Source organism: Kitasatospora sp. NPDC051164 (assembly GCF_044455625.1).
Classification (GTDB): Bacteria; Actinomycetota; Actinomycetes; order Streptomycetales; family Streptomycetaceae; genus Kitasatospora.
Window position 1 is genome coordinate 12,587 of record NZ_JBITFB010000046.1, and the last position, 24,993, is coordinate 37,579.

At 72.6% G+C, this 24,993-nt stretch carries 20 protein-coding genes and 2 pseudogenes; 10 read left to right on the top strand and 12 right to left on the bottom strand.

Annotated elements, in window-relative coordinates; all coding sequences use genetic code 11:
* Positions 1-373: 373 nt before the first annotated feature.
* Positions 374-1,873 (bottom strand): MFS transporter, encoded by a 1,500-nt coding sequence (locus ACIBEC_RS42110; protein ID WP_360508326.1) that lies wholly within the window; start codon positions 1,871-1,873, stop codon positions 374-376.
* 189 nt (positions 1,874-2,062) lie between these two features.
* Here ACIBEC_RS42110 and ACIBEC_RS42115 point away from each other — a divergent pair, with 189 nt between their 5' ends.
* On the top strand, positions 2,063-2,236 hold the full coding sequence (locus ACIBEC_RS42115) for a helicase associated domain-containing protein (protein WP_360508323.1): 174 nt from the start codon (positions 2,063-2,065) through the stop codon (positions 2,234-2,236).
* Positions 2,237-2,578: 342 nt separating this feature from the next.
* On the opposite strand, the gene ACIBEC_RS42120 is transcribed toward ACIBEC_RS42115, so the two are convergent.
* Positions 2,579-2,932, bottom strand: a complete 354-nt coding sequence (locus tag ACIBEC_RS42120) for a helix-turn-helix domain-containing protein (protein WP_360508321.1) — start codon at positions 2,930-2,932, stop codon at positions 2,579-2,581.
* Between the two features lie 163 nt (positions 2,933-3,095).
* Between ACIBEC_RS42120 and ACIBEC_RS42125 the strand changes: the two genes are divergently transcribed.
* Complete coding sequence (locus ACIBEC_RS42125; RefSeq protein WP_360508318.1) at positions 3,096-3,428, top strand: hypothetical protein; 333 nt, start codon at positions 3,096-3,098, stop codon at positions 3,426-3,428.
* Between the two features lie 10 nt (positions 3,429-3,438).
* Positions 3,439-3,876, top strand: coding sequence for an STAS domain-containing protein (locus ACIBEC_RS42130; RefSeq protein WP_360508316.1), 438 nt, complete (start codon positions 3,439-3,441; stop codon positions 3,874-3,876).
* A 121-nt stretch (positions 3,877-3,997) separates the two neighbouring features.
* On the opposite strand, the gene ACIBEC_RS42135 is transcribed toward ACIBEC_RS42130, so the two are convergent.
* On the bottom strand, positions 3,998-4,387 hold the full coding sequence (locus ACIBEC_RS42135) for a hypothetical protein (RefSeq protein ID WP_360508313.1): 390 nt from the start codon (positions 4,385-4,387) through the stop codon (positions 3,998-4,000).
* Between the two features lie 16 nt (positions 4,388-4,403).
* Here ACIBEC_RS42135 and ACIBEC_RS42140 point away from each other — a divergent pair, with 16 nt between their 5' ends.
* Positions 4,404-4,892: a hypothetical protein gene (locus ACIBEC_RS42140; protein WP_360508310.1), complete on the top strand. Its 489-nt coding sequence runs from the start codon at positions 4,404-4,406 to the stop codon at positions 4,890-4,892.
* 332 nt (positions 4,893-5,224) lie between these two features.
* On the opposite strand, the gene ACIBEC_RS42145 is transcribed toward ACIBEC_RS42140, so the two are convergent.
* A complete protein-coding gene (locus ACIBEC_RS42145) occupies positions 5,225-5,680 on the bottom strand; it encodes a hypothetical protein (protein ID WP_360508307.1) in 456 nt (151 codons plus the stop codon).
* 909 nt (positions 5,681-6,589) lie between these two features.
* On the opposite strand from ACIBEC_RS42145, the pseudogene ACIBEC_RS42150 reads away from it, so the two are divergent.
* Positions 6,590-6,781: pseudogene (locus tag ACIBEC_RS42150) on the top strand (SAM-dependent methyltransferase); the annotation flags it as partial.
* Between the two features lie 20 nt (positions 6,782-6,801).
* Here ACIBEC_RS42150 and ACIBEC_RS42155 read toward each other — a convergent pair.
* Positions 6,802-7,104, bottom strand: coding sequence for a DUF6225 family protein (locus ACIBEC_RS42155; RefSeq protein ID WP_360508304.1), 303 nt, complete (start codon positions 7,102-7,104; stop codon positions 6,802-6,804).
* 74 nt (positions 7,105-7,178) lie between these two features.
* Complete coding sequence (locus ACIBEC_RS42160; protein ID WP_360508301.1) at positions 7,179-10,064, bottom strand: hypothetical protein; 2,886 nt, start codon at positions 10,062-10,064, stop codon at positions 7,179-7,181.
* A gap of 54 nt (positions 10,065-10,118) precedes the next feature.
* On the opposite strand from ACIBEC_RS42160, the gene ACIBEC_RS42165 reads away from it, so the two are divergent.
* Entirely contained in the window at positions 10,119-11,078 is a 960-nt protein-coding gene (locus ACIBEC_RS42165) for a DEAD/DEAH box helicase family protein (RefSeq protein ID WP_360508298.1), read from the top strand.
* Here the strand turns inward: ACIBEC_RS42165 and ACIBEC_RS42170 are convergent.
* The gene (locus tag ACIBEC_RS42170) at positions 10,978-11,253 is read right to left on the bottom strand and encodes a hypothetical protein (protein WP_360508296.1); all 276 of its coding nucleotides are present in this window, start codon (positions 11,251-11,253) and stop codon (positions 10,978-10,980) included. The genes ACIBEC_RS42165 and ACIBEC_RS42170 overlap by 101 nt on opposite strands.
* A 975-nt stretch (positions 11,254-12,228) precedes the next feature.
* Here ACIBEC_RS42170 and ACIBEC_RS42175 point away from each other — a divergent pair.
* Together ACIBEC_RS42175 and ACIBEC_RS42180 are read left to right on the top strand one after the other, a co-directional pair.
* Positions 12,229-13,728: an SDR family oxidoreductase gene (locus tag ACIBEC_RS42175; protein ID WP_360508293.1), complete on the top strand. Its 1,500-nt coding sequence runs from the start codon at positions 12,229-12,231 to the stop codon at positions 13,726-13,728.
* Positions 13,729-14,142: 414 nt separating this feature from the next.
* Positions 14,143-14,823 carry a replication-relaxation family protein gene (locus tag ACIBEC_RS42180; protein ID WP_396290343.1) on the top strand — a complete coding sequence of 227 codons (681 nt, stop codon included), beginning with the start codon at positions 14,143-14,145 and terminating at the stop codon, positions 14,821-14,823.
* Here the strand turns inward: ACIBEC_RS42180 and ACIBEC_RS42185 are convergent.
* Together ACIBEC_RS42185 and ACIBEC_RS42190 are read right to left on the bottom strand one after the other, a co-directional pair.
* Positions 14,820-14,999, bottom strand: a pseudogene (locus tag ACIBEC_RS42185) (restriction endonuclease); the annotation flags it as partial. The gene ACIBEC_RS42180 and the pseudogene ACIBEC_RS42185 sit on opposite strands and share 4 nt — an antisense overlap.
* Before the next feature lie 320 nt (positions 15,000-15,319).
* Positions 15,320-17,638: an MMPL family transporter gene (locus ACIBEC_RS42190; protein ID WP_360508288.1), complete on the bottom strand. Its 2,319-nt coding sequence runs from the start codon at positions 17,636-17,638 to the stop codon at positions 15,320-15,322.
* Positions 17,639-17,995: 357 nt separating this feature from the next.
* Here ACIBEC_RS42190 and ACIBEC_RS42195 point away from each other — a divergent pair, with 357 nt between their 5' ends.
* Both ACIBEC_RS42195 and ACIBEC_RS42200 read left to right on the top strand, forming a co-directional pair.
* Positions 17,996-19,225 (top strand): histidine kinase, encoded by a 1,230-nt coding sequence (locus tag ACIBEC_RS42195; protein WP_360508287.1) that lies wholly within the window; start codon positions 17,996-17,998, stop codon positions 19,223-19,225.
* Positions 19,222-19,935: a response regulator transcription factor gene (locus ACIBEC_RS42200; protein WP_360508284.1), complete on the top strand. Its 714-nt coding sequence runs from the start codon at positions 19,222-19,224 to the stop codon at positions 19,933-19,935. Before ACIBEC_RS42195 ends, ACIBEC_RS42200 begins: the two co-directional genes overlap by 4 nt.
* Before the next feature lie 343 nt (positions 19,936-20,278).
* Here the strand turns inward: ACIBEC_RS42200 and ACIBEC_RS42205 are convergent, their stop codons facing one another.
* The 3 genes from ACIBEC_RS42205 to ACIBEC_RS42215 form a co-directional block, all read right to left on the bottom strand.
* Positions 20,279-21,454: a serine hydrolase domain-containing protein gene (locus ACIBEC_RS42205; protein WP_396290327.1), complete on the bottom strand. Its 1,176-nt coding sequence runs from the start codon at positions 21,452-21,454 to the stop codon at positions 20,279-20,281.
* A gap of 115 nt (positions 21,455-21,569) precedes the next feature.
* Positions 21,570-22,736 carry a serine hydrolase domain-containing protein gene (locus ACIBEC_RS42210; protein ID WP_396290329.1) on the bottom strand — a complete coding sequence of 389 codons (1,167 nt, stop codon included), beginning with the start codon at positions 22,734-22,736 and terminating at the stop codon, positions 21,570-21,572.
* A gap of 700 nt (positions 22,737-23,436) precedes the next feature.
* The gene (locus tag ACIBEC_RS42215) at positions 23,437-24,684 is read right to left on the bottom strand and encodes a GAF domain-containing SpoIIE family protein phosphatase (RefSeq protein ID WP_360510001.1); all 1,248 of its coding nucleotides are present in this window, start codon (positions 24,682-24,684) and stop codon (positions 23,437-23,439) included.
* Positions 24,685-24,993 lie beyond the last annotated feature (309 nt).

Genomic DNA, 24,993 nt, shown 5'->3' on the forward strand with positions numbered 1-24,993 from the left:
GTTCGAGGACGGCACCCTGGTCGACGCTGATCACGACTGCGACAGCGACGACGGACCCGAGATCGGCTGGGACGGCCGCGCCGAATGCGGTGCCTGCGGCTGGGCCCTGGACACCCAGTTCGCCGACGGCGACTACGTCGAGGCCGACCACGACTGCACCACCGACCATTAGCACCATTGCCCCGGGGCGGCCCGCACATCGGGCCGCCCGCTGCTCGCTCTCGTGAAGGCCGCGCTGCACGGCTACGGCCGCACCCTGCTGACCCGGCTTCCACCTCACGCCGTCGAAACCGTTCGACTCCCCTCGCCAGCTTCACCTCGACCCGCTCGACCTGGCCGGCGCCCACGGCGGGCCTGCCCGCGCCGTCCACGGCTACGCCTTCGACGGATCGTCGGCGGTGACCGCGCTGAGCGGCGTGGCCAGCGATTCCAGGCTGCGCTGCTCGGCCTTGACCCCGATGACGGCCTCCACCAGCCCCGCCACGGTCATCAGCCCCGCGCCGATGCAGAACGCGAGGGTGGTGTCCGAGACCTTGCCGCTGCTCACCAGTCCGTTGAACAGCAGCGGCCCGCTGATGCCGCCGACGGCGGTACCGACCGCGTAGAAGAAGGCGATCGACAGGCCCCGGGTCTCCAGCGGGAAGATCTCGCTCACCGTCAGGTAGGCCGAGCTGGCGCCGGCGGAGGCGAGGAAGAGCACGCCCGTCCAGCAGGCCGTCATCGTCGTGGCGGAGAGGTCGCCGTGCTGGAACAGGGCGGCGGTGGCGAACAGCAGGAGGCCGGAGCCGATGTAGGTGCCCGCGATCATCGGTTTGCGGCCGACCGAGTCGAAGAGGTGGCCGAGCAGCAGCGGTCCGAGGAAGTTGCCGACGGCGATCACCGCGAAGTAGTAGCCGGTGTCGCCCTTCGCCACGCCGAAGTAGGTGGTCAGGATGACGGCGTAGCCGAAGGTGATCGCGTTGTAGAGGAACGCCTGGCCGATGAAGAGGGCCAGGCCGAGCGTGGTGCGGCGAGGGTAGCGGGCGACCACGGTGCGCACGACGGTGCCGAAGCCGAGAGCCGCCCGCTCGCGGATCCGGATCGGCTCACCGGTGACGGGAGGCAGCGGCCGTCCGGTCGAGCGCTCCTCGGCCTCCTCCGCCTCGGCCACGACCTCCTCGGCCTCCTCCGCCCGGCAGTGGGTGAACAGCCAGCGCGGGCTCTCCGGGACGTGCCGGCGCACCAGCAGGATCACCAGGCCCAGCACCACGCCGATCCCGAAGGCCAGCCGCCAGCCGAGGTCGGTGGCGAACAGCGAGGTGTCGAGCAGTGCGATGGACGCGAAGGCGCCGAGCGCCGCGCCCACCCAGAAGCTGCCGTTGATGACCAGATCGATGCGTCCGCGCACCCGGGCCGGGATCAGCTCGTCGATGGCCGAGTTGATGGCCGCGTACTCGCCGCCGATGCCGAAGCCGGTGAAGAAGCGGCAGAGGAAGAAGAACCAGGCCGTCCAGGAGAATGCCGTCAGCGCTGTCGCGGCGAGGTAGACGGCGAGTGTGATCATGAACAGTCTCTTGCGTCCCAGCCGGTCCGTCAGCCAGCCGAAGAACAGGGCCCCGGAGCAGGCGCCGGCCACGTAGACGGCGGCGGCGATGGTGGTGACCTGCGTGGTGGAGATGGCGATGCCGCTGCCGTGCTCGGCCAGCCGGGCCGCCAGGTTGCCGACGATCGTCACCTCCAGGCCGTCGAGGATCCAGACCGTGCCCAGGCCGATGACGATCCGCCAGTGCCAGGCGGACCACGGCAGCCGGTCGAGCCTGGCCGGTACGGAGGTCTCGACCACCCCTGGCTCCTGATCTCCCCGGACCGCCGTCGACTTCGCCGGATCCGCCATGACGGGTCTCCCTCCGCTCGTCCTGCCCCGCTCGCGAGTGCCCACCCGCCCCGGCACCGCTCGGCGAGCAGGTGACCGCGTGGACGTCACGGCCGCCGCACGGCGACCGTCAAGCCGACTGCGGGGCGGGGTGGTTGGGGTGACGTGGTCACCGCCCCGGGGTCGCGTATGCCCCGCACGGCACGTCCCATGCCCAGACGGTCCCGGCGGGGGCAGCGTCGCCGGGAGGGCCGGACCGGCCAGGCCGCGTTCCTTGCCGAGGGCTCGGCGGTCGGCGCGGCGCAGTACGGCCACCTGGCGATCCCGGCGACTGCGAAGCTGTACGACCCTGCGGTGGGCGCGTGGATGCGCCGCCAGCGCTAGGGCGGCAGCCTGACCCCCGACCAGGTCGCCAAGCTCGACGCGCTGGACGAGCTGTGGCGCCTGGAGCCGGACTGGAACCACTCCTACCGGCCTCTGCTCGCCTACCTCGCCGCCGGCGGCACCCTCGACGGCCCCGCCAACCGCACCGGCGGCGAGGCGGACCCGGCCTTCCGGCCCGGCACCCGGCTGCGCAGACGGGCAGGGGCCCGTACCGAGGGCGAACTGACCGACCAGCAGACCGCACTCCTGGACACGCTCACCCGCCACTCCGAGACCGTCGTCGGCTGACCAACGATCTTCGGTGCACGGGCCGGGCCGGATCCGAGCGCCGGGCGGTCGCGGTCACTGCCCGGAGGACTCCTGGGCGCCTGGCGCGGGGCTGTGGTGGCCGTCGGTGGGTGTCCGCAGGAGGGTGGCGAGGAGTTCGGCGACGGTGGGGCCGGCGTCGGCTGGGTGGCGCAGCTGTTTGGCGGCCAGGACGCTGTAGTGGTTGGTGCGGCCGCGGCGTTCGTGGCTGAGGTATTCGGCCTGTTCGAGGTCGGTGATGATGCGCTGGACGGCGCGTTCGGTGAGCAGGCAGCGGACGGCGATGTCCCGTACGCGGACGCCGGGGTCGCGGGCGATCTGGACCAGGACGCGGGCGTGGTTGGTCAGGAAGGTCCACTGTCGTTCCGTCGGTGCTGTGCCGTTGTCCATGCCCCCACGATAAGACCTTGGTTCATGACCGACGAAACACGACAGAAGATTCGTGCTTTGGTTGACAGGCCCGGCTGCGGGGGCGAACAGTAGAGGTACCGCAGCCCGCACAGGTGTCCGTGACGGGCTGTGCTTGATGACCCCTTCGGCGGGAGTGGTGTGCGTGGACTCGATGAGCAGGGAAGGCCTGGAGCGGCTGGCCGTCGCTCTGGCAGAGCGGATCGGCGCGCCCTGTGAGAGCGGGGAGGATGCCGGCCGGGCGGAGCCGCTGCGCCGGCAGGTGCGTCATGCGGTGACCGGCATAGATGCCTACCTCAGCGCGGTGGAGGCGGGCAACTGCTCCGCCGTGGGACTACGTGAGCGCGCCCTGGACCTCTGGGATGGGCTGGAGCGGATCGTGTCCGCCTTTCCCGCGCACGACACCGCCGGCACTGCGGGAGCAGACGTCCGTGAAGGCGGGAACCGGGTGCCCGTGCAGCCCGCCCCGTTGCCCTGAGGAGGAGGCCGTGTTGCCCCACCCCCTGCTGAACTCGGAGACCCTGCGGGTCGGCGGCGCGCTGGTGTGCACCTTCACCGGGGACATGACCCTCGACAGCGGACCCGTCGCCGACCAGACGCTGAACGCTGCCCTGGACCAGTGCCCCGTCCTGCTCGCCGTCGACCTGGCCGGCGTCGAGTTCCTCGCCTCCACCGGCCTCAACGTGCTTCTGACCGCCCGCCGGCGCGCCCTGGCCGAGGGAATCCCGCTCGTGCTGATCGCGCCCCCGCCCCAGACGTTGCAAGGTCCTCGATCTCACCGACACCACCGCGCTGTTCACCGTCTACGCCACCACCGAAGACGCTCTGCGGCACCACGCGCCACGCACACCTTTTATCTGAGCGCGTCGCCAAGGTCCCATCGGGTACCCGCCCGGGTCCGGGACGAGACCCGCCGAAGCGAGTAGCCCGGCACGACCGATACGCACCACCGACTCCCCTCCCGCACGCCGCCACCGCCGCCTGGCCCTCGCCACCACCCTGCCCGTGAGCGAGGGCCTCGCTGAACGCAATCCCTCGGGCGGGTCGTCAGCGGTGCGACCAGTACGGGTCGTCGGCGGTCGGGGGCACCACGGTCAGCTGGTGCGAGTAGTCGTCCAACTGGTGGCCGGGCTGGGAAGGGTCCTTGCCGTACACCTCGGTGCCCGCGTAGTGGACTCCCTCCATGGAGGCCTGGAGGCTCACGCCCGGGGTGTCCATCTCCAGGGTGATGAAGACGCCGTCGGGCGACGTGGCGGAGATCTGGCGCTCGTCGGTCACGAGGGTGTGGGTATTGGCACCGACAAAGTTCTGGAACGGCCCCACGCTGTAGCCGTGCGCCTTCCAGTACTGGGCGAGCTGGTCGGCGAGGATCTTGTACTTCGACTGGTCGATCCCCCGGGGGGGGCTCCAGCGCACCTTGGGCGGCGTGAGCTGCACGTTCGATTCTGGGGGTGTGGAGACGACGATCAGCGCCCTGGCGGCCCAGCTCCAGCCGCCCCGGCCGACACCTGCGGTGCCGGTCCTGCCTGCCCTGCGGGAGCTGCTCCCCGACCGCGGGCTCCGCCCGGGCACGGCGGTGCGGGTGGGCGGCAGCACGGCGCTGACCCTGGCGCTGCTCGCGGCAGCCACGACGGCCGGCACGTGGTGCGCGGCAATCGGCTGCGAGGGCCTGGGCCTGGTGGCCGCCGCAGAGATCGGCGTCGCGCTGGGGCTCCCGGATGCCGACGGCCGGGTCCGTCTCGACGACCCGACAGAGCGCCTGCACGGTGCCCGGGCGGGACGCGCACAGCTGGGGTCGCGCGATGACCGGCTCCGAGGTCGCGGCCGATTCGACGCGTGCCTCCGCACGCGGATGGGGCCAGACCGGGGCTCGCCCAAGACGCTCGTGACGCTCGTTCAGGTGGTCGGGCCGGGCCGGCCGGTGACCGGCGGCCGGGATTGAAGGTTCTGCAGGTGACCTTTCTCGTCGGAGACCTCCTGGAGGACCCCGGTGCGTCTTCGCCCCGTGCTCGCGGCCACCTTGGCCGTCACCGCCGCCCTGCTTCCCACCGCGCCGGCCCAGGCCGCTCCGGCGCTCCACCGGGTGGGGGAGACGGTGCGGGCGAGGATCGACTTCAAGCACACGCTCGCGCTGGAGCTGGGCGATGGTGGCCGCGCTGGTAGCGGTGGTCGTGGGTGTAGGGGCGATCGGGGCGGGTGGCAGTTCACCACATGCAGGCGGGAAACGCCCTGCCGGATGTCCGGCAGGGCGTTGTGGTGACGGGAAGCCAGGTGTCAGTCAGTGCAGGCTGACACCACCAGGCCCGGCGTGCCCGGTGTGAGGGTCTGCGTCACCGGACCCAGGGGGACGCTGACGGGGGTGCCGCTGGTGGTGGTGCCGGATATCGATCCGCTGACGGTGACGGTGACGGGGACGAGGCTGGTCACCTGCAGCGCCAAGCCCGTGCCGCCGTTGGGGCAGACGGTCGGCAGGAGGAGGACCATGGGCAGCGGGCCGTGCGTCACGGTCGCGGTGGCGGTGAGCGAGGCGCTGGTCAGCGGCGGGGTCGTCACGCAGGAGGAGTCGACGCAGGCGGTGACCGGGACCTGCGGGAGCGAGACCGGTCCGACGGACACGCTCACCGAGTGGCTGTCGGCGAAGGCGGGGGTGGCCGCGGTGAGGGGGATGGCGGCCAGGGCCAGGCTCGCGGTCGTCACGGCGACGCGGTTGGCCAGGCGGGAGAGGGTCATGGCGTTTCCTTCCATGTGATGGTGATCGTGACCCGGTGCGGCTGGTAGGCCGCACCGGGGGTCAGAGGGTCGTCCTCGAGGTGCAGGCCGAGACGGAGGACGAAGGAGATGGGATATGCATATGACAAGGTAGAAATCGCCCACCCGGAGCGATATCGGCCGAATGAGTGAGGGCAGCGCGCATGCCGAGCGCATGCGCGGCGGGCGCACGCCCGCCGGCACGCTGCGCGGAGTCCTCAGGTGATGAAGCTGCGGGCGTTCAACCCGCGCGCATCGAGTGGCAGCGGATGCACGGCCTGGCGACCCCTGTCAGCAAGCTCCACGCTCTGGGTGGTGCACGTGTGTACCCAGGCAGACCCCCGGTGATCACTGCGGCTCAACCGGAGGCCGAGCGCCGCCTGCGCCTGGCCGATCTCCTGGAACAGGACGCCGCCCGCCTCCCGCTACCGCCGCGAGGCCGCCCAGACCCTCCCCGTCCTCGAACCCCTCGCCCCACTCCTGCCCGCCGGCGGCCTCATCCGCGGCACCGCCGCGGAGACCGACGACGCCTCCCTGCTCCTCGCACTCGCCACAGGACCCCTCGCCGCCGACCCCACATGCTGGGCCGCCGCAGTAGACCTGCCCCAGCGCCGGCTCGCCGCCGCAGCCGGCTACGGCCTTCCCCTGCAGCGCCTCCTCCTCGTCGCCGACCAAGTCGGCGAGCAGCACTTCGGCGAGGTCCTCTCCGCCCTCGCCGACACCTGCACCATCCTCATGGTCCACCCACCCGAGCGCCTCGCCCCCGCACCACCACCCGCCTCGAGGCCCACCTGCGCCGCACCGGCACCGTCATGCTCTGCCACAGCCGCCCCTGGCCCTGGGCGAGGACGCGGACCTGCACCTGGCCGGCCTGAGCGACCGACTGCCACGTTCTGGCGTCGGCCGCTGCACGCGATGACCGATGCCTTCACCGCGGCCGGCTTCCGCCTCGTCGCCCTCAGTGAGCCCCAACCCGACCCGGCGGCCCGCGAGTTGTTCCCGAAGGACTTCCGGGCCCTGTCGACGAAGATGAGCTTCCTGGCCTTCGTCGTCGAGGTCCCGCCGGACGCCCCGGCCGAATAGCCGCGGTCAGCGGTCAGCGGTCAGCAGTCAGCGCCCGGCCGCCGCGGGCGCATGTACATGTCGGACGGGTGATCGGCGAGCAGCACCACGACCTCGTCCCCGTCGCGCAGCAGGGTGTCGTAGCGCGGGTCCGCCCCGCTGGTGCCGGTCACGACCCAGCGGGCGTCCTGTTCCTGGTCGGGCTGCAGGGTGGTGGGCACCTTCGGCACGGCGACGCGTACCGGGAGGTCGTCGGGCAGGTCTGCGAGGGCGCGGCGGAGTTCGCCGACGGTCCACTCGGGCACGTCGTGGTCGTAGCGTTCCAGTTCGTCGAGATGCGTCACGACCGGCAGCGTAGCGGCGTGTTCGGGCCGGGCGCAGCCGCCTTCGCCCGGCCGTCAGCAGTCGTCAGCAGCCGTCACGGCTGCTCGCCGGCGCGCAGTTCGACGGCGAGCCGGCGCCGGCCGGCGACCAGGGTCTCCAGGACGACGGCGAGGCCGACCAGCAGGGCGAGGGCTCCGGTGGGGAGCAGGACGGGCAGCGGCGCGGGAGTCAGGGCGTGGCCGACACGGGCGCCGACGAGGGTCGAGAGGTCGAGGGCGGGGCCGAGGAGGGCGACGGCCGCGAGTGCGGCGAGGCCGCCGCCGGCGGTGGCGCTGAGGGTTTCGGGGAGGGCTTCGGCGACGATCAGGGCGAGGCCCTGCCGGGGGCGCAGGCCCATGGTGCGCAGCCGGGCGAGGACGGCGGCGCGGTCGGGTGCGGCGCGCAGCAGTGTCAGGAGGACGGCGAGCAGGGCGAATCCGGCGGCGGCGACGGCGGCGTGGCGGAAGAGCCGGCCTGCGGCCTGCTGGAGGGGGTCGTCGGCGAGTTCGGCGGCGAGTTCGCGGCTGCTGCGGACGGTGTAGCCGGGCGGGAGGTTGTGGGTGCCGCGGCCGGCGGCGGTGGCGTCGGCCTGGATGAGTTCGAGGATGCCGGTGGGCTGGGTGAGGCCGTGTTCGCGCAGCAGGGACCTGACCCGTTCGGGGTCGGGGTCGCCGGCGGCGAGCCAGGTGGTGGCCGGTGCGAGTTCGGGCAGGCGGTGGGTGGCGGGGCCGGCGGGGACGACGACGAACGGCAGACCCGGGTCGGGCAGGGCGGGGGTGGCGGTGACGGTCCCGGCGACGGTGGTGCGCAGGTCGCTGCCGCTGGGCAGGTGCAGGGTGGGCGGGCCGGCGGCGAGGCGGGCGGCCAGGTCGCGGCTGAAGAGCGCGGGCACCGGGGTGTCGGGGCCGCCGGGGGTGCCGGTGAGGGCGGCCGGGTCGAAGGTGCCGGTTCCGGCGGCGCGGGCGAGTTCGGCGTACGCCTGTGGTTCGGCGACCACGGCGATGACCTTGGTGTAGTCGGCGCCCGCGCCGACGAACATGGCCCTGGGTTCGACCCGGACAGCGGTGGCGCTGCGGACGCCGGGCAGGCCGGCGGCGGCGTCGGTGAACGCCGCGGGCAGGGTGGCGTACTCCGGGACGGTGACGGCGATGTCGCCTCCGGTGGCGAGGCGTGCGGCGCGGATCCGGCTGTGGTCGACGGCGTCGAGCACGGTGGTGCCGAAGCCGGTGGCGGTGACGGCGATGAGCAGGGCGAGCAGCGGCAGGGCGGAGGGCCGGCGGCGGCCGGTGGTGCCGCGGGCGGCGCGGGCGAGGCCGAGGAAGCCGATCAGGCCGCGGCCCCGGCGGGCGAGTGCGGCCAGTCGGCCGACCAGCAGGGGGTGGAGGCGGGCCAGCAGCAGCCCGACGGTGACGGCGAGCAGCAGGGGCGCGGCGATCAGCAGCGGGTCGGATTCGGCGCCGGGGTGGCCGAGGCCGCGGCGGCGGGCTTCGGCCACGGCGACGGCGGTCACGGCCAGCACGGTGAGTTCGCCGACCAGCCGGCGCCGCCCGCCGACCGCCCACACACACGCCCACGAACGCGAACGCGGCAGGGAACCGGAACGCGACCGGGACGGCGGCCGGGACCACAGCAGCGCGGCCCGGACGGGGAAGGCCAGCAGGGCGAGCAGGCTCGCGGCGAGCGCGGCCGTCACCGCGTGGCCCCAGCGCGGGGTGGGCAGCAGCACCAGGGCGAGTGCGGTGCCGAGCGCCGCCGCGGGCAGGACGGTCACCGCGCCCTCGCCGAGGAGTCGCAGCAGGACGCCGCCGCGCGAGCCGCCTCGGGCGCGCAGCAGTTGGATCTCGGCTCGGCGCCGGTCGGTGGTGAGCGCGGCGGCCAGGCACAGCACCACGGCGGCGGCGCCCGCGACGCCGGCCGGGCCGATGGCGCCCAGCGGCATGGCGGCGCGGTAGCGGGCGTCGGCGCGGTCGAGGGTGTCCGGCAGGTAGGAGGCGGTGCGCAGGTCGGTGCGGCCGGTCGCGGCGACCAGAGTCTTGGCGTCGCGCCCGCTCAGGAAGGAGCGGACGGCGGCGCGGGTGCGGTCGAGCCGGTCGGCGCGCAGGGCGGCGGGGTCGACGGGCAGCCGCCAGAAGTCCTCGGCGCCCGCGCCCCAGCGGGCGAGGGCGGGCAGGTCGTCGGCGCCGGTGAAACCGGTGGTCTGCCACCAGTCGTGGCCCTCGCCGTCGAGGCGCAGGCAGGCGCGGTCGGGGCAGCCGAGGTCGTCCCAGAACGGGTCGGCCGGGTCGTTGACCCGGTAGAAGCCGACCACCGAAGTGCTGTGTGGCGCACCGGACTTGTCGGTGCCGTTGTCGATGGTGTCGCCGAGCCTGATGCCGATGGTGTCGGCGGCGCGGCGGTTCAGGACGATCGGCAGCGGGCCGTCCGCGGCGGCCGGTCCGGGCCAGGTGCCGTCGGTGAGGGTGACGCGGTCGGCGAGGCCGTGCAGGTAGAGCAGGTCCATCGTCGGGGCGGTGCCCGGGACGATCCGGGCGTAGCCCGGGTTGTTCAGCGGGGCCTGGCCGCCGGCCCGGGCGCCGTGGGCCTCGCCGGAGGGGGACAGGGTCAGCGCGGTGCCGAGGCGGTCGGCGAGGGCGTGCCGCATGGTGGCGAGGTCGGCGGCGGTGTCGGCCGGGCGGGTGCGGGAGGTGTACTGCAGGCTGGTCGTGTGGAGGCTGCGGTGGCTCACGTAGTCCTGCAGCGCGGCGTCGGCGCCGCGGTCCTGGAGCCGTGGGAAGGCCGCCGCGAGGAACACAGTGACAAGGGCGAGGGCCGCGGTGAGCAGCGCGGCCGGGAGGTCGGCGCGCAGTCTGGTGCGGACCCATCGCACGGGCCGGCCGGGCCGGGCGGGTCTGCCCGGGGCCTCGGTGGCGGGCGCGGTGGCCCGGGTGGGGCTGGTGGTCATGTCTCCTCCGGCCCCGTCCGGGCGCGATGGGGCCGCGCGTGGGCGTTCGGCGGCATGCTGAGGGCCCGTCGGGCGCGGGCCGCCGGCGGCGGTTCGCCGGACAGCGGACGATGCTGTCAGACTCGGCCGCGGAACGGAAGGGTCGTGTCCACACCGGCGGCGGGTCGACAGCGGGCCGTGCGGTGTCCGCAACTGTGCCGGTCCACCGGCAGTTTGGTTTCGTCGGGGAAAATTCGCCGGTGCGGTGAACCCGCTGGGCCGTGGCGGCCGTGGACAGGGGTGGAGCGGGTTCGCGGGCGTCGGCGTGCTGAGGGGCCGACGGACGCCCGGGGGCTTCCCGTACCGGCGCCCACACCCCTGAGGGCGCCGGTACGGGGACGAGGGCCCGTCACCGGCGGGGGCGAAGGAGGCTACGAGGGCTCCGGGCTCCGAGCGGGCCGCAGGCGCGAGATCGCCGGGGCGGCGGCGAGGAACGGCAGGGTGGTCAGCACGAAACGGCGCGGTCAGCACGGGCAGGCGCCGGGGGGGGCGGAGGCCGGCGGCCGGGTGCGGGCGCGGGTGTCGACCAAGGCCCCGCGGATCGCGGACCTGGTCGCCGCCGCGCGGCCGGGCGAGCCGGTCACCGTGTACGCCACCTACGCGTCCCTGGAACGCATCGTCCAGGCACAGGGGGAGTGCGGCCTGCCCGCCTGGGACTTGGTCGTGGTGGACGAGGCCCACCGCACCGCAGGGTCGCAGGGCAAGGCCTGGGCCGCCGTGCACGACGACGCCCAGGTCCCCGCCGCCCGGCGCCTGTACTTCACCGCCACCCCGCGCATCCCCGACGACCGCACCGCCAAGGACGGCCTGGCCGACCTCACCGACACATTGGTGGGGAAGCGGCTGCTGTTGTCCCCGCGGTACGGGTGCGGGGTCAGGGGTGGTGTGCCGCGGCCCGGGAGATCGGGACGACGGTGGCGGGCCGCCTGGCGATCTGTTCGCGGAGGGCGGCGTTCTCGGCGAGGAGGGTCGTGATCACGGTGGCCGCGCTGTCGAGACGCGCCTGGAGTTTGCGCTGTCCGTCCCGGCTGGTGCGGAGCCGGCGGCGCAGTTCGGCGGCCTCGTCGTCGCGGCGGCGGTGGTGGAGGGCGGCCGGGCTGGTGGCGGTTCGGGTGTTCCATTCGGCGAGGGCAGTGGGGGCGCGGTTCATGGTGGCGCGGCTGACGGCGGCCTCGTGGCAGAGATTGTTCTTGGTGAGCCTGCCGTCGGTGCGCTCGGGACGGCCGGCGAGGAGCCGTTCGGCTCCACCGGATGCATCGTCCCGTCCAGCAGGACCGGCATCCCGCGGACGATACCCGGCGGTCGAACAGTTTCTGGAGGTCTGAGTGACCGAGGCCTGGGACGTCCCTTGTTCTCAGGGCCTTCCACTGGTCCGCGAAGAAGAGGTACATGTCATCTCCGAGTGTTCACCCCCACCCAGATGACCAGCAGTTTTACGGACTAATGCAACGTCAGCAAGCGCCCTCGGCTGTTTCGTGTCTGGAGAACCGTCCCACTTCGGTTCCAGGCTCAAGCCGCCGCCGGACGGGAAGCCGGTGACCGGACGGGCGAGGGCGACGTCGTATCTGCGACCACCTGGGGCTGCCCGCACTGGACCGCGGCACCCTGACGGTGGACCACGACCTGATGGCCTCCCACCTCTAGCCGGACTCCCGCTTGGGCCTGGTCCGCTTCCGGAATGCTGTCACCCGGCTGAGTCAACGCCGCGGTTCCGCGGGGTCGTCGACTGAGCCCGGAGCATCGCTCCCTGAGTCGGTCCCGGGGTCCGGCTCAGACGGCACGCCGGACGTAGGGTGAGCTTGCTCCGCTTTGACGGACAACGAAGCCCGACCTTGAGGCGGCCTATGGGGCATCCGGGCAGGCCGATGGCCGGGACCGACGGCAGACCGCATCCAGGGCGGCTGCTGGGGGCCAAGGGCACGGAAGGCACCGAGGCCGCAGCGGTTCGAGCAGCTGGCCTTCGCCGCCGCTGGGAACAAGCCCCGCACGGCCCGGCCGCCCGTCGGGGCACCGCTTTGCGTGTTCGTGTCCATCGCGCCGGCTCCGAAGCACATGCGCGATGCTGGTTACGTCGTTTCGGCACCGGCGGAGGCCCGCGAACGCGGCTCTCGAAGGAGGAGTCGACATGGATCCGCTGCAGCCCGGCCCACTGCGCTGCCTGGTGACCGGTGCGACCGGCTACATTGGCGGCCGACTCGTCCCCGAACTGCTCGCCCACGGGCACACCGTACGGTGTCTGGTACGGGATCCCGGGCGACTGCGCGACCATCCCTGGCGGGCCCGGGTGGAGAGCGCCACCGGTGACGTCACCCGCCCCGCAACCCTCGCCGGGGCCTTCGACGACGTCGACGTCGCCTACTACCTCATCCACTCGCTCGGCACCGGGCCCTCGTTCGAGGCAACCGACCGCGCGGCCGCCCGCGCTTTCGCGGCCGCCGCGGCGGCCGCTGGCGTCACCCGGATCGTCTACCTCGGCGGCCTCGTCCCCGACCACGCGGCCGCCGACCTCTCCCCCCACCTGCGCTCCCGCGCCGAGGTCGGCCGCATGCTCCGAGCCGGCGGTGTCCCCACGGCCGAACTGCGCGCCGCCGTGATCATCGGCTCCGGCAGTGCCTCCTTCGAAATGCTGCGCCACCTCACCGAACGCCTGCCCGCGATGGTCACTCCGCGCTGGGTGTCCACCCGAATCCAGCCGATCGCCGTCCGGGACGTTCTGCGCTACCTGGTCGGCGCCGCTCACCTGCCGCCCGGACTGAACCGCACCTTCGACATCGGCGGCCCCGACGTCCTCACCTACGGACAGATGATGCAGCGCTACGCCCGCATCGCCGGACTGCGCCGCCGCCTCATCCTCCCCGTGCCGCTCCTCACTCCCCGCCTCTCCAGCCTTTGGGTCGGCCTGGTGACTCCAGTCCCGGGCTCCATCGCCCGCCCCCTCGTCGAGTCCCTGCGCCACGAAGTCGTCTGCGGCGAACACGACATCGCCCGATGGGTGCCCGACCCGCCGGAGGGCCTGACCGGCTTCGACCAGGCCGTCACGCTCGCCCTGCACCGGATCAAGGACGCCGACGTCGCCACCCGCTGGTCCTCCGCCTCGCTGCCCGGCGCCCCGAGCGACCCGCTGCCCACCGATCCCGACTGGGCCGGCGGCAGTCTCTACCAGGATGTCCAGGAACGCACCGTGACCGCGTCACCCGCCGCCGTCTGGAGCGTGATCGAAAGCATCGGCGGCGACAACGGCTGGTACTCCTTTCCACTCGCCTGGGCGCTGCGCGGCCGGCTCGACCGCCTGGTCGGCGGCGTCGGACTGCGCCGGGGCCGCCGCGACCCGACCCGACTACGGGTCGGCGACTCCCTCGACTTCTGGCGTGTCGAGGAAATCGAACCCGGCCGACTGCTGCGCCTACGGGCCGAGATGCGCCTGCCCGGGCTGGCCTGGCTCGAACTCTCGGTCACACCGGACGACGATCACGGAACGCAATACCGGCAGCGGGCACTGTTCCACCCCCACGGCCTGGCCGGACACGCGTACTGGTGGGCTGTCGCACCGTTCCACACCGCGGTGTTCGCAGCCATGGCCCGCAACATCACCGAACGCGCCCGCCAGGGGCCGTCGATGAATTAGTGGTGCGTGTCGTGTCAGCTCTCGGGTTGATGTCGTGTTCATGAGGCATCTGGTCGGCTCGCAGGGGTCGATGAGGCGGACGGGCAGGGGGGGGCGGCGCGGTGTCCGTGTCCGTGCAGCAGGGGCCGGGTCTGCTGGAGGAGGGCGCGCATCTGGTTCTCCCCGATGCGCAGGAGGCGGGCGGTCAGCGAGACGGGCAGGAACGCGCTTGGCGGCTGTCAGGAACGCCGGATATCCCTCGAGGGCAACACCGCCACGACCACCGGGAGACGCCCGTGAGCACCCGTCAGCGCCCCGCCGAGCCCGACGACAAACGACGACCAGGCCGACGCCGTCGAACCGGCCGAGCCGTCCCGGCCGGGACGCACCGCGTACCGGCGCGGCGCCGCCGACCCGAACGGGTCGACCACCGGGCTGCGCTCCGACGTCCTCGGCGCGCTCGGCGTCCTCAAGGTCGCCACCGCCGACCAGCTCCAGCGCCTGCTGCGGCCAGGGGCGGCGTCGAACAAGGCGGTCCGGCAGGCGCTCGGCGACCTCGCGCTGCATGGTCTGGGCGCCTCCGACGGCAACACCAGGGACCGGCACAAGACCTGGCGGCTGGAGGGCACGGCCGGGCTGGACGCGGCCGGGCAGGTGCTCGGGAGGGTCCGCTCGGAGATGGGCTCCTCGGCCCGGGGCGCCGGGCGTAGTGGTGCCCGGCACGCGATGGCCGTCAACGAGACGATCGCCGCGTTCGTCCTCGGCGGCAGCGCGCCCGGGGCCGCGGGCGGGGTGGGCACCGTGGCCGACTGGGCGACCGAGGTCGAGTTCCTGCTGCCGGGCGGGCGGCGCAAGGTGCGCCCGGACGCGGTGTGGCAGGCCCCTCAGATCGGGGTGCCGGTGCTGATGGTGGAGGTCGACCGCTCGACGATGTCGCCGGAGCGGGTGGCCGCGAAGTTCACCGCCTACCGCGAGCTGTTCCGCACCAAGGTCAAGAGCACCGACCCGGCGCTGTCCGACGAGGAGCCGGCCGACCGGACGGTGCACTGGTGCAGGGCCTTGAGGTTGCGGCCGTCGATGAGGCGGAGGCGGCCGTTGCGGTGGGCGAAGTCGTAGCCGGCCTTGCCGAACCACGAGGTGGTGACGGGGATTCCGTAGCCGGCGCCCTTGTCGTGCATGACGCCGGCCAAGGCCCGGACGGTGTTCACCGGGACCGCCTTCTTGGAGCACTTGGCCGGGATGGCGAAGACGCGGGAGCCCGTGGGGTCGTTCAGGGCCGCGACGGCGTCCACACCGTCGTCGCGGGAGCCCTGGGCGCGCCAGGCGTTTCACGTCGAGGTGCGTCCGGATCACGGCCAGATAAGCAGAAGTGCCTTCTGAACCGGCACGATGAGACGTGTTCAAGGTCTCCGTCGTACCGGCGGGAAGGCACTTTCTGCGTGCTCGCTACCCGGTCCGCCCCGAGCCCGTCGTCAGCGCTGACGGGCACGGGGTCGCCGGCCATGCCGGCTGGCGCCTGCCGTCGGGTCCGGCTGGGGCACCACGCTGACCGGCGCCTTCTCCGAGGCACTGGGCAGCTGCGCCCGGTGTCGTCGTCCGAGCCGGGCGCGTCCTACGGGTGATGGCTCCGTCGGGCCCAGGAGGGGCCTGTGCCCTGTTCCTCCTGCGGCGCGTACGGCCGGGGGTGGGGGTGGGTGTCCTGGTGCGGCGGCGCGGGCCACTGGGACCAGGGCGGCGACTGCAGTGAGTGCGGTGTGTCCGTGCGGTGCTGGGGGGTGGGCCGGGTGGTCGTGCGTCCGGGGCGCAGGGGCCACCACAGGCTGCGGCCGAGGATCGCGGCCAGGGCGGGCACCAGCACGATGGACAGCAGGAACGCGGAGAGCAGGATGCCGAGCCCGGTGGCGAAGCCGATCTGCTGGGTGGAGGGTTGCGGGGTCACCGCGAGGCTCGCGAAGGAGCCGGCCAGGACGACGCCGGCCGTCGCGATGGCCGGGGCGGTGTGCCGCAGGGCGCGCGAGACTGCTGCCCGGGGCGGCCCGGGGTGTTCCATCTCTTCCCGGATCCGGTCGCTGATCAGGATGTTGTAGTCGGTGCCGAGTGCGACCACGAACAGGAACAGGACCAGGGGCAGTGTGAAGTTGACGCCCGGCTTGTCCATCGCGTGCTGGAACAGCAGGGCGGCCGCGCCGAGGGTGGCCGCGAAGCCGAGGCCGACGGAGAGCATCAGGACCACTGGTGCGAGCAGGCTGCGCAGCAGCAGCAGGAGGATCACCCCGATCAGTACCGCCGCGACCGGGAAGACCAGCCGAAGGTCGCGGCCGACGGCGGTGGAGACGTCGGCGAAGACGGCCGGGGTGCCGCCGACGTGCGCGGTCAGGTCGGCGGGAGTGCTCTGGGCGACGGCTGCGCGGATCGGGCCGGAGACCAGGTCGCGGGCCTGCTGGGACTGCGGGTCATCGGTGAGGAACAGGTCGATCCGCGCGGCCTGCCGGCTCTCGCTCAGGACCGGCTTGGCGACCTGGCCGACGCCGGCGACCCGGGTGAGGCGCTGCGCCAGGCCGTCGAGTGCGCCGGGGGCGAGGGGGCCGGTGTTCTTGGTTTCGACGTAGACGCTGGTCGGGTCCGCCACGCCGGCGGGCAGGGCGCGGGAGATTTCGAGGGCGGTGGTCTGGGACGCGGTGCGTGCGCCGCCGCCCAGGCCGTAGTCCATCTTGATCCCGGCCAGCCCGCCGGCCAGGGCGCCCAGGAGGGCGATCGAGGCGACGACCATGGTCAGCGGCCGGCGGGCCACCAGGTCGGCGAATCGGGCTGTGGCGCCGTCGCGGGGTTCGGCCTTAAGGGCGCGTGAGGGCCAGAAGAGTTTGCGTCCGCAGGCCGCGAGCACGGCTGGCATCAGGGTGAGGCTGGCCAGCAGCATGACCAGGACCGAGACCGCGACGGCCGGGCCGAGCACCCGGAACTGGCCGAAGCTGGCGACCCCGAGGGTGGCGAAGGCGGCGACGATGGTCAGCGCGGCCGAGGTGACCGCGGTGCCGACCTTCTGACCGACCTCGGCGGCGGTGGAGCGGTGGTGGCGATCAGGTCGGATCCGCAGCTGCTCGCGGAAGCGGAACATCAGGAACAGGAAGTAGTCGATGCCGATGCCCAGGAGCACCACGCCGATGAGGCTCGGTACGGAGGGGTCGAGCTTGATGCCGGTAAGCATCGCGGTGCCCACGACCGCGCCGCCGGCCACGCCGCTGACGAGGGCCACCGAGATCAGCGGCAGTAGGGCGGCCAGGAGGCTGCGGAACACGAGGACGTGGAGCAGCACGATCAGGGCGACGGCGCCGGCGGAGGCGACGGTCGCGAGGGTCTTCCCGTCGTCGGCGGAGTCGACCTGCTCGGCGAGCGCGCCGGTGAAGCCGGTTCGCAGGCCCTGGGCGGCGAACTCCGCCCGGGCGTTGTCCCGGAACGTCCGGAAGGTGCTCTCCAGGCCCGGGTCGGCGGGGTTTCCGGTGAGGTTGGCGGAGAGCAGCTCGAAGGTTCCGTCAGGTGCCGCCATGGCCGCACTGATCCGGGGGATCTGCGAGTAGTCCCGCTGAAGGGGCGCCGCGTCCTTGGGCTTGGGCATGGTGACCTTCAAACGGCTCAGCCGCTTCGCCCCGGCGTCGATCTGCTCGTGGTCCGTGGGGGTCAGCGCCCGGCCGTCGGTCCGTGCGACCAGGACGGTCACCGGGTTGGCGTCGGGCTTCGTCCCGAAGTGGTCGTGGGCGATCTCCATGGCGGCGGCCGAGTCGTAGCTCTTCGGCAGGAAGTCGGCCGTCTGCGTTTGGGTCACCCGGTAGATCAAGGTCTGGCTCAGGACGGTCAGGAGTATTCCCAGGACCGCCCATACGGCGATCACCTTCCACGGATTCCTGGTGGAGAATCCGGTCAGGGCGCGGATCACGATGTCCTCCGGCTGTGGTGCTGTAGCCGGGGAGTTCCGGCACGTCTCCAGACCATCACGGCGTACCGGGCGTTCTCGTCCGAGCGGGGGAGGAGAACGCCGTCAGGACCTGGGCCCGGTACGCGGCCCTGACCAGGACCAGGGGCCTGGTCAGGGATCGGTCCCGGGTACCCGCCCGGGTCCGGAATCAGCTGTGAGAATGGACCGCGGACGCTCCCCCCCCGGGGGACCGCGGGCCGTTGCGGGAACAGCACACGGCTCACGGCTCACGGCTCACGGCTCACGGCACACGGACGACGGTCGCGGTGAACCGGCGAAAGGCGGTGCCGACCGGCCACAGAAAGGACCAGCACCAGAATGTCGACGCACCACCGGCCCCTGCCGCCGTCGCCGAGAGCCGACGGCCTGCCCTGGACGGCCAGCGACGCGCTGCTGGCCGTCGGGGCGGCCGCCCTGGACCTCCTCGGCTACACGGTCGACGGTCCGGACGGAAGCCAGCCGATCACCCTGACCGCGCTGGTCCTGCTCGTACTGGCGGCCATGCCGCTGCTCACCAGGCGCCGCTACCCGCTGGCGTCACTGGTGGTTGTGCTGGTCCTCGGCCTGGCACTGAACCTGAGCGGGCCGGTGCCGCACCACTTCAACTGCACGCTGTGCGTCGCGCTGTTCGCCGTGGCCCGCTCCCGCGGCATCGCGGTGGCGGCGCCGGCCGCCCTGGTGGCGGCCGCCGTGCCACTGCTGGGCCGGGGGCATCCGCTGCCCCCTCCGGCAGGGGACGTGGTGGTCAACGTGCTCGCCGCGGCGCTGGTCATCGTCGCGGCCGAGGCGCTGAAGCGCTGGCAGCACGAGGTGGAGGTCAGGCGCAGGCTGCTGGCCGACCGTGCGGTGGCGCAGGAACGGCGCCGTATCGCACGGGAGTTGCACGACATCGTGGCCCACCACATCACCACCATGCAGCTGATGGCCGGCGGTGCCAGAGCGAACCTCGGGGGTGACACCGAGGTGGTGCGCGACGCCCTGGTCACGCTGGAGGGCTCCGGGCGGATGGCGCTGCGCGAGATGCGTCAACTGCTCGACGTGCTCCGGGAGGGCGACGCGCCGGAGGAGGCGGACGGGGCGCCGTCCGCGCCGCAGCCCGGTGTCGGGCACCTCGGAGGGCTCGTCGAGGAGTCCCGCAGGGCCGGTCTGCCCACGGAGTTCGTCGTCCTGGGGGAGGAGCGTCCGCTGGCGCCGAGCACCGGCCTGGCGGTGTTCCGGATCGTCCAGGAGTCTCTCACCAACACCCGCAAGCATGCCGGCCGGGCCGAGGCGCGGGTCCAGCTGACTTACCACCGGGACCGGGTCACCGTCGAGGTGTCCGACAACGGCGCCGCCGCTGCGGCCGACACCCTGGTGGGAGCCCTGACGGGGGCGGGCGGTGCGGCCGGACCGAGGGCGGGCCGCACCGGATACGGTCTGCTCGGCATGCGCGAACGCGTCGCGCTGCAGGGCGGCAGCATCGTGGCCGGCGGCGTCGACGGTGGGGGCTTCCGGGTGCTGGCCAGCCTGCCGGTGGCGCCCGCCGACGGAGAGGAACGGCTCGGATGACGGACACCCCGGAGCGGATCAGGGTGCTGATCGCGGACGACCAGCCGCTGGTGCGGCGGGGCCTGGCCCTGATCCTGGCACCGGACCCGGCGTTCGAGGTGGTGGCCGAGGCGGACGACGGGCAGCGAGCGGTCGACCTCGCACACCGGCACCTGCCGCACGTCGTGGTGATGGACATCCGGATGCCGGTTCTCGACGGAGTCCAGGCGACCGAGCGGATCGCGCGGGAGCTGCCCGCATGCCGGGTCCTGGCGCTGAGCACCTTCGACATGGACGAGTACGTGGTGGCCGCCCTGCGCGCCGGCGCCTACGGGTTCCTGCCCAAGGACGTCTCCCCGGAGGAGCTCTCGGCGGCCGTGCGCACCGTGTACACCGGGGAGGCGGCGGTGGCGCCACGCCTGCTCACCCGGTTGATCTCCACTTACGTCACCGCGCCCTGCCTGCCGCAGTCGCCATCGCCGGTGCCGGTACCGGTGCCGGTTTCCGACCTGGGTGAACTGACGCCTCGTGAGATCGAGGTGTGGCGCCTGCTGGCCACCGGCCTCGACAACGCCGAGATCGCGTCGGCGATGGGCATCAGCGTCTCCACGGTCAAGAATTACATCACCAGCATCTTCGCCAAGCTGAGCGTCCGCGACCGCGCCCAGGCGGTGATCGCGGCCTACGAGTCGGGCCTGGTGGAGGCCCGGTGCGCGAACCCGGCGGGTTGAAGCGGGCCGGGTCAGGCCGGATCGGGCCGGGTTGAGCCGGCCCGGCCGAGAGGTCGCGCAGACAGGCGCCTCGGACGGTCGCGCAGCCAACCGGCTCCTGAGTGGCCCGGTCCGCCCTGACGGAAGCGGGCACAGGTCTCCCCGGCGACCCGGGACCGTCGCAACTCCGTTCTTGCCAAGGCCTGTGCCCGTTCCGCTGTCGGGTGCCGACACCCTGCCTGTCCGAGCGACCTCTCAGGTGATTTCGGCAGCGGTACCTCGCGGACGGCCTCGCGGCCCCGTCCACGGAAGCCGTGAGGCCGTCCGCCCGGTGTCCGGCACCCCGTACACGCCGAGGGGTGGGTCAGCGGCAGAGGGCCGCGTCCAGGGCGTCCGCCATGTGCTGCGCGCCGACCCCGCCCGGGATGGTGGTGACCGTGATGGCGGCGGCGCGACCGTCGTCGGTGGCCCCGTTGCGGGAGCGGTAGCCCGGGGAGGTTCCGCCGTGGCCCCAGGAGAGGCCGCCACAGGAGAGTGGCCTGCTTTGCAGACCCAGCCCGTAGCGGACCCCCGGGCCCAGGAGCTCGGCGGGGACGGTGGTACGCATCTCGGCGAGCTGCGCCGCGGGCAGGAGGCGGCCGCCGAGGAGCGCGGCGAAGAACGAGATGAGATCGGTGTTGGTGGAGACGATCGCCCCCGCCGCCCAGGCCATCGAGGAGTCCATCCCGGTGTAGTCGATCGGAGGCGCGTCCGGCGAGCTGCGGTAGTAGCCCTGAGGGTGGGCCTCGTGGATGCCGGTGTCCCCGGGGGTGGGGAAGTAGGTGTGGCGCAGGCCGATGCGGTCGATGACGCGCTTGGTGATCTCCTCGCCGACGGGCCGTCCGGTGACCTTCTGGATGAGGAGCCCGGCGACGATGTAGTTGGTGTTGCTGTACTCCCAGCTGGTACCCGCGGGGAACCTGGCCTTCTGGGCGAGGGCGCCGTCGAGGAGGTCGCGGGGCTCGAAGTAGCGGTACTGAATCGTGGTGAAGTCCGAGAGCGCGGGGGCGTCCATGTAGTCGGGCAGGCCGCTGGTGTGCTGGAGTAGCTGACGGACGGTGATGTGGCGCCCGTCGATGCCGTCGCCGCGCAGCAGGCCGGGGAGGTAGGTGTCGACGGACGCGTCGAGGCCGATCCTTCCCTCGGCGACGAGCTGGAGGACGACGACGGCGGTGAAGGTCTTGGTGTTGCTGCCGGCGCGTATCTGCCCGTCCACGGGGACCTTGGCCCCGGTGGCGAGGTCGCCGACGCCGGCGGTGTAGTTGCGGGGGCGGCCGTCGCGGCCCGTGACGGCCGCCAGCGCGGCGGGCAGGCCGTCGTCCTTCACCAGCGCGTTCAGGCCCGACTGGACACTGTCCGGCCTACCGCCCGCGAACGCCGCGGTCGGTGCCAGCGCCCCGGCCGCCACGACGCCGGCGGCCACGGAGGCCACGGCCACCGCCAACCCGCGCCGGCCACGGCGGCGTCGGTCGGCCCGGCTGTGCTGTACGTGCTCGTTCACGGAGTAACTCCTCTGCTGGAGGGCGGAAATCGGAAGGGGGGCGGGTTCTGCGCGCAGGTGCGCGCAGAACCCGCTGGTCGTGCCGGTGCGGACACTCAGGCCGGATCGGGGAGGGTCAGCGGCACAGGGCGGAGTCCACCGTGGCCCCCACGTGCTGCTTGGCCTCGTCGCCCGGGATCATGGTCACCGCGATGCTGACGGCGCGGCCGTCATCGGTGGCGCCCCCGGCGGTCTCGTAGCCCGGAATGGTCCCGCCGTGGCCCCAGTACAGGCCGCCGCACGACAGCGGCCGGCTCATCAGGCCCAGCCCGTAGCGGACGCCCGGACCCACCTCGTCGGCGGGGACGGTGGCGCGCATCTGGGCGAGCTGGGCCGCCGGGAGGAGGCGGCCGCCGAGCAGCGCCGTGTAGAAGCGGATGAGGTCGCTGTTGGTGGAGACGACGGCGCCCGCCGCCCAGCCCCAGGACGGGTCCAGTTCGGTGTAGTCGCGGAACGAGCCGTCGGCTTCCCGGTTGTAACCCTTGGGGTGGGCCTCGTGGATACTCATGTCCCCCGGGGTGGGGAAGTAGGTGTGGCGCAGGCCGATGCGGTCGACGATGCGCCGGTTGATCTCCTCGCCGAGCGGCCGCCCGGTGACCTTCTGGATGATCAGGCCCGCCATCAGGTAGTTGGTGTTGCTGTACTCCCAACGCGTGCCCGGGGCGAAGTGAGCCTTCTGGGCGAGGGCCGCGTCGAGCAGTTCACGCGGTTCGTAGTACCGCGTCGGACCGGCGAGGATCGAGTCCTTGTCCACGTATTCGGGCAGGCCGCTGGTGTGCTGGAGCAGCTGACGGACGGTGATGTGGCGCCCGTCGATACCGTCGCCGCGCAGCAGACCCGGCAGGTAGGTGTCAACGGGGGAGTCCAGGCCCACCTTTCCTTCGGCGACGAGTTGGAGCACCACGACGGCGGTGAAGGTCTTGGTGTTGCTTCCGATCCGTATCTGCCCGTCCACGGGGACCTTGGCCCCGGTGGCGAGGTCGCCGACGCCGGCGGTGTAGCTGTGGGGGCGGCCGTCGCGGCCCGTGACGGAGGCCAGTACGCCGGGCAGGCCGTCGTCCTTCACCAGCGCGTTCAGGCCCGACTGGACACTGTCCGGCCTACCGCCCGCGAACGCCGCGGTCGGTGCCAGCGCCCCGGCCGCCATGACCCCGGCGGCCACGGCGGTCACGACCGCGATCGCCCGGTGTCGGCTGCCCCGGCGGGAGAGCGGGAAGCGGCTGTGCGGTGCATGCTCGTACACGAAAGGACCCCTCCGATGAATGGTGCCGGTGATTCCCGGCCTTGATCAAGAGGACCATTCGGGGGCAGGGGAGTTCGTCCACACCGAGGACGAAACCGCACCCAGGAGCAGACTCCGGGAGCCGCCCCCGGCCAGGACCGTACTCCTGGCCATCGGAGCCGATCGGCCCGATGCTCCCCGCCCGCTCCCGTACCACGGCGGCGACCTCGACTTACCTTCCTGGGCCCGTGCCTGGTGGTGGTTGTGGTGGGTGGTTGGGGCGTTGGTCGGTGTGGTCGGGGCGCTGCGCTGTGCTTTTTGTTCTCGTGTCCGGCTGGTGCCGGCCGCTCGTGTGGGCGGGGTGAGGCGGGGGGTCTCCATGGCGTCAGGCGGGCTCTGGGGGGGAATTTTTTGTAGCGGGCGCGGGCGGCGTCCGCGCTGAGTCCGAGCGCCTCGCCGATTGTGGCCCTGTTTTCGACAGGTTGATTGATTGAGAGTCACTGGGTCAGCGAGGACGAGAGCTACCTGCTCCGCTCATGGAGTGACTGTCCGGGCCACCGCTTTCATGATCGGCGGTGAGTTTCGGAGCCACCCTGGTCGAGTGATGTCTCGTCACAACACGACGCGCACGTCCCTGACAGGCATGGCTCGTGAGGACCCGGCTCCGGGTGGCCGCGCTCGAGCGCGCGTCGGCTCCGTCAGCGGTGGTACGGGTGTCGGTTCACTCCATGGTGGCGAGACGGTCGGCGGCGCCGCCGTGCCACTCGATCATGAAAAGGGTGGCGTCGTCGCTGGTGCGCCCGCCTCTTTCTCTCTTCAGCGTGTGGGAGAGATGGCGCAGGTCCGCCCGCATCCCCTCTGACGGCTCTTCCCCCAGGCGGTTGACGCAGCCGATGAGGCGTTCCTCGCCGAACGGCTCCCCGCCGGCGACATGCTCCTCGATAATGCCGTCGGTGTAGCACAGCACCCGGTCGCCGCGCTGGAGCGTGTGCTCTCTGACCCGGGGCGCCTCACCTCCGAAGCCGACAGGCAGCGTTGTGGCGCTCTCCAGCTGCCGCACGACCCGGCCCTCGCGGATCAGCAGCGGCGCGGGGTGGCCCGCGTTGACCAGTTCCATCTCCCCGGTGGAGATGTTCAGGTGCATCAGCTGCGCCGTGACGAAGTGGTCGGGCCCGAACTGCCGGGAGATGGCATCGTCCATGAACGCGTACTTCTCGGACAGGCTGACGAACACACGCCGGGCATGGCGGTAGGCGCCGATGGCGATGGTCGCCATCGCGGCGGCGTCCAGGCTGTGACCCATCGCGTCGATGACGGCCGCGTGCAGGATGTTGTCGTTGAGGGCGTAGTCGAAGCTGTCACCGGCGACGCGGTAGGTGGGCTCCAGGATGCCGGCCACCTCGACCTGCGGCAGGGACATCGTCAGCGGCGGCAGCAGGCTCCACTGGATCTCCGCGGACAGGCTCATTGGCTCGCGACGCCGGGCCAGGAAGAACTGGTCGGTGTAGGCGTTCTTGGTGACCAGCATGTCGGCAACCAGGCCGGCGAGCTGGCCCAGCAGTCGCCGGTCATCATCGTCGACGGCGTCCAGAGTCAGGGCCATGACGCCCACCTGGTCGCTTCCGTCCAGCAGGGGCAGATGCATCCGGACGCTGCCGTCAGCCTGTGGTACCTCGACGACAGCCGCGCGCCGGAAGGCCCGGCCGGCGGGGGAGTCGGTCATCGGCTCGGGCTGGCCCACGTGCAGCTTCCTGCCCGGAAGCGGCACCAGCAGCTCCTGAGCGTAGTCCTGGAGCATGATGGAGACGTCACGGCCGCCGATCCCGGCCACCTCTTCCGCGATCAGGGGGGCGATCAGCTGCGGCGGCAACAGCCGCGCCCTGTCCAGCAGCCGGCCGAGCAGCCGCTCGGCAGAACCCTCCGACCGGTCCACCACGCCCTTGTCGGGCTGCCGCTCAACTTCCGCCATAGCTTCACCACAGCACAGCGGCGTGGACGACGCCAACATCGACAGCCCAACAGACGGTGGGTTACGCCGCCTGAATGTTGGACGCCTCGGAGCCCTTGGAACTCGTAACACGATCACGGTCATCGAGTGTTGCCGCCTATGCCAGGTGGGACCTGTAGTCGCGCCTCGTCGCATTGGTGGGCACGCCAGGCGTGTCCGGTCCGGACATCCATCCCTCGGGGCAGAGCAGCACGGATTTGATGAACGACGGCGGCGGAAGGTAGCTGTGGCTGGCGACGGAGTGGGCTAGCCCCGGCGCTCTCCGCGAAC

What these genes read in the sequence shown, in the direction of transcription:
- ACIBEC_RS42215 (WP_360510001.1), bottom strand. Translation starts at nt 24,684, where the DNA reads ATGGCGGAAGTTGAGCGGCAGCCCGACAAGGGCGTGGTGGACCGGTCG.
- ACIBEC_RS42170 (WP_360508296.1), bottom strand. Translation starts at nt 11,253, where the DNA reads ATGAACCGCGCCCCCACTGCCCTCGCCGAATGGAACACCCGAACCGCC.
- ACIBEC_RS42195 (WP_360508287.1), top strand. Translation starts at nt 17,996, where the DNA reads ATGTCGACGCACCACCGGCCCCTGCCGCCGTCGCCGAGAGCCGACGGC.
- ACIBEC_RS42160 (WP_360508301.1), bottom strand. Translation starts at nt 10,064, where the DNA reads ATGACCACCAGCCCCACCCGGGCCACCGCGCCCGCCACCGAGGCCCCG.
- ACIBEC_RS42200 (WP_360508284.1), top strand. Translation starts at nt 19,222, where the DNA reads ATGACGGACACCCCGGAGCGGATCAGGGTGCTGATCGCGGACGACCAG.
- ACIBEC_RS42165 (WP_360508298.1), top strand. Translation starts at nt 10,119, where the DNA reads ATGCTGAGGGCCCGTCGGGCGCGGGCCGCCGGCGGCGGTTCGCCGGAC.
- ACIBEC_RS42175 (WP_360508293.1), top strand. Translation starts at nt 12,229, where the DNA reads ATGGATCCGCTGCAGCCCGGCCCACTGCGCTGCCTGGTGACCGGTGCG.
- ACIBEC_RS42145 (WP_360508307.1), bottom strand. Translation starts at nt 5,680, where the DNA reads ATGACCCTCTCCCGCCTGGCCAACCGCGTCGCCGTGACGACCGCGAGC.
- ACIBEC_RS42120 (WP_360508321.1), bottom strand. Translation starts at nt 2,932, where the DNA reads ATGGACAACGGCACAGCACCGACGGAACGACAGTGGACCTTCCTGACC.
- ACIBEC_RS42110 (WP_360508326.1), bottom strand. Translation starts at nt 1,873, where the DNA reads ATGGCGGATCCGGCGAAGTCGACGGCGGTCCGGGGAGATCAGGAGCCA.
- ACIBEC_RS42115 (WP_360508323.1), top strand. Translation starts at nt 2,063, where the DNA reads ATGCCCAGACGGTCCCGGCGGGGGCAGCGTCGCCGGGAGGGCCGGACC.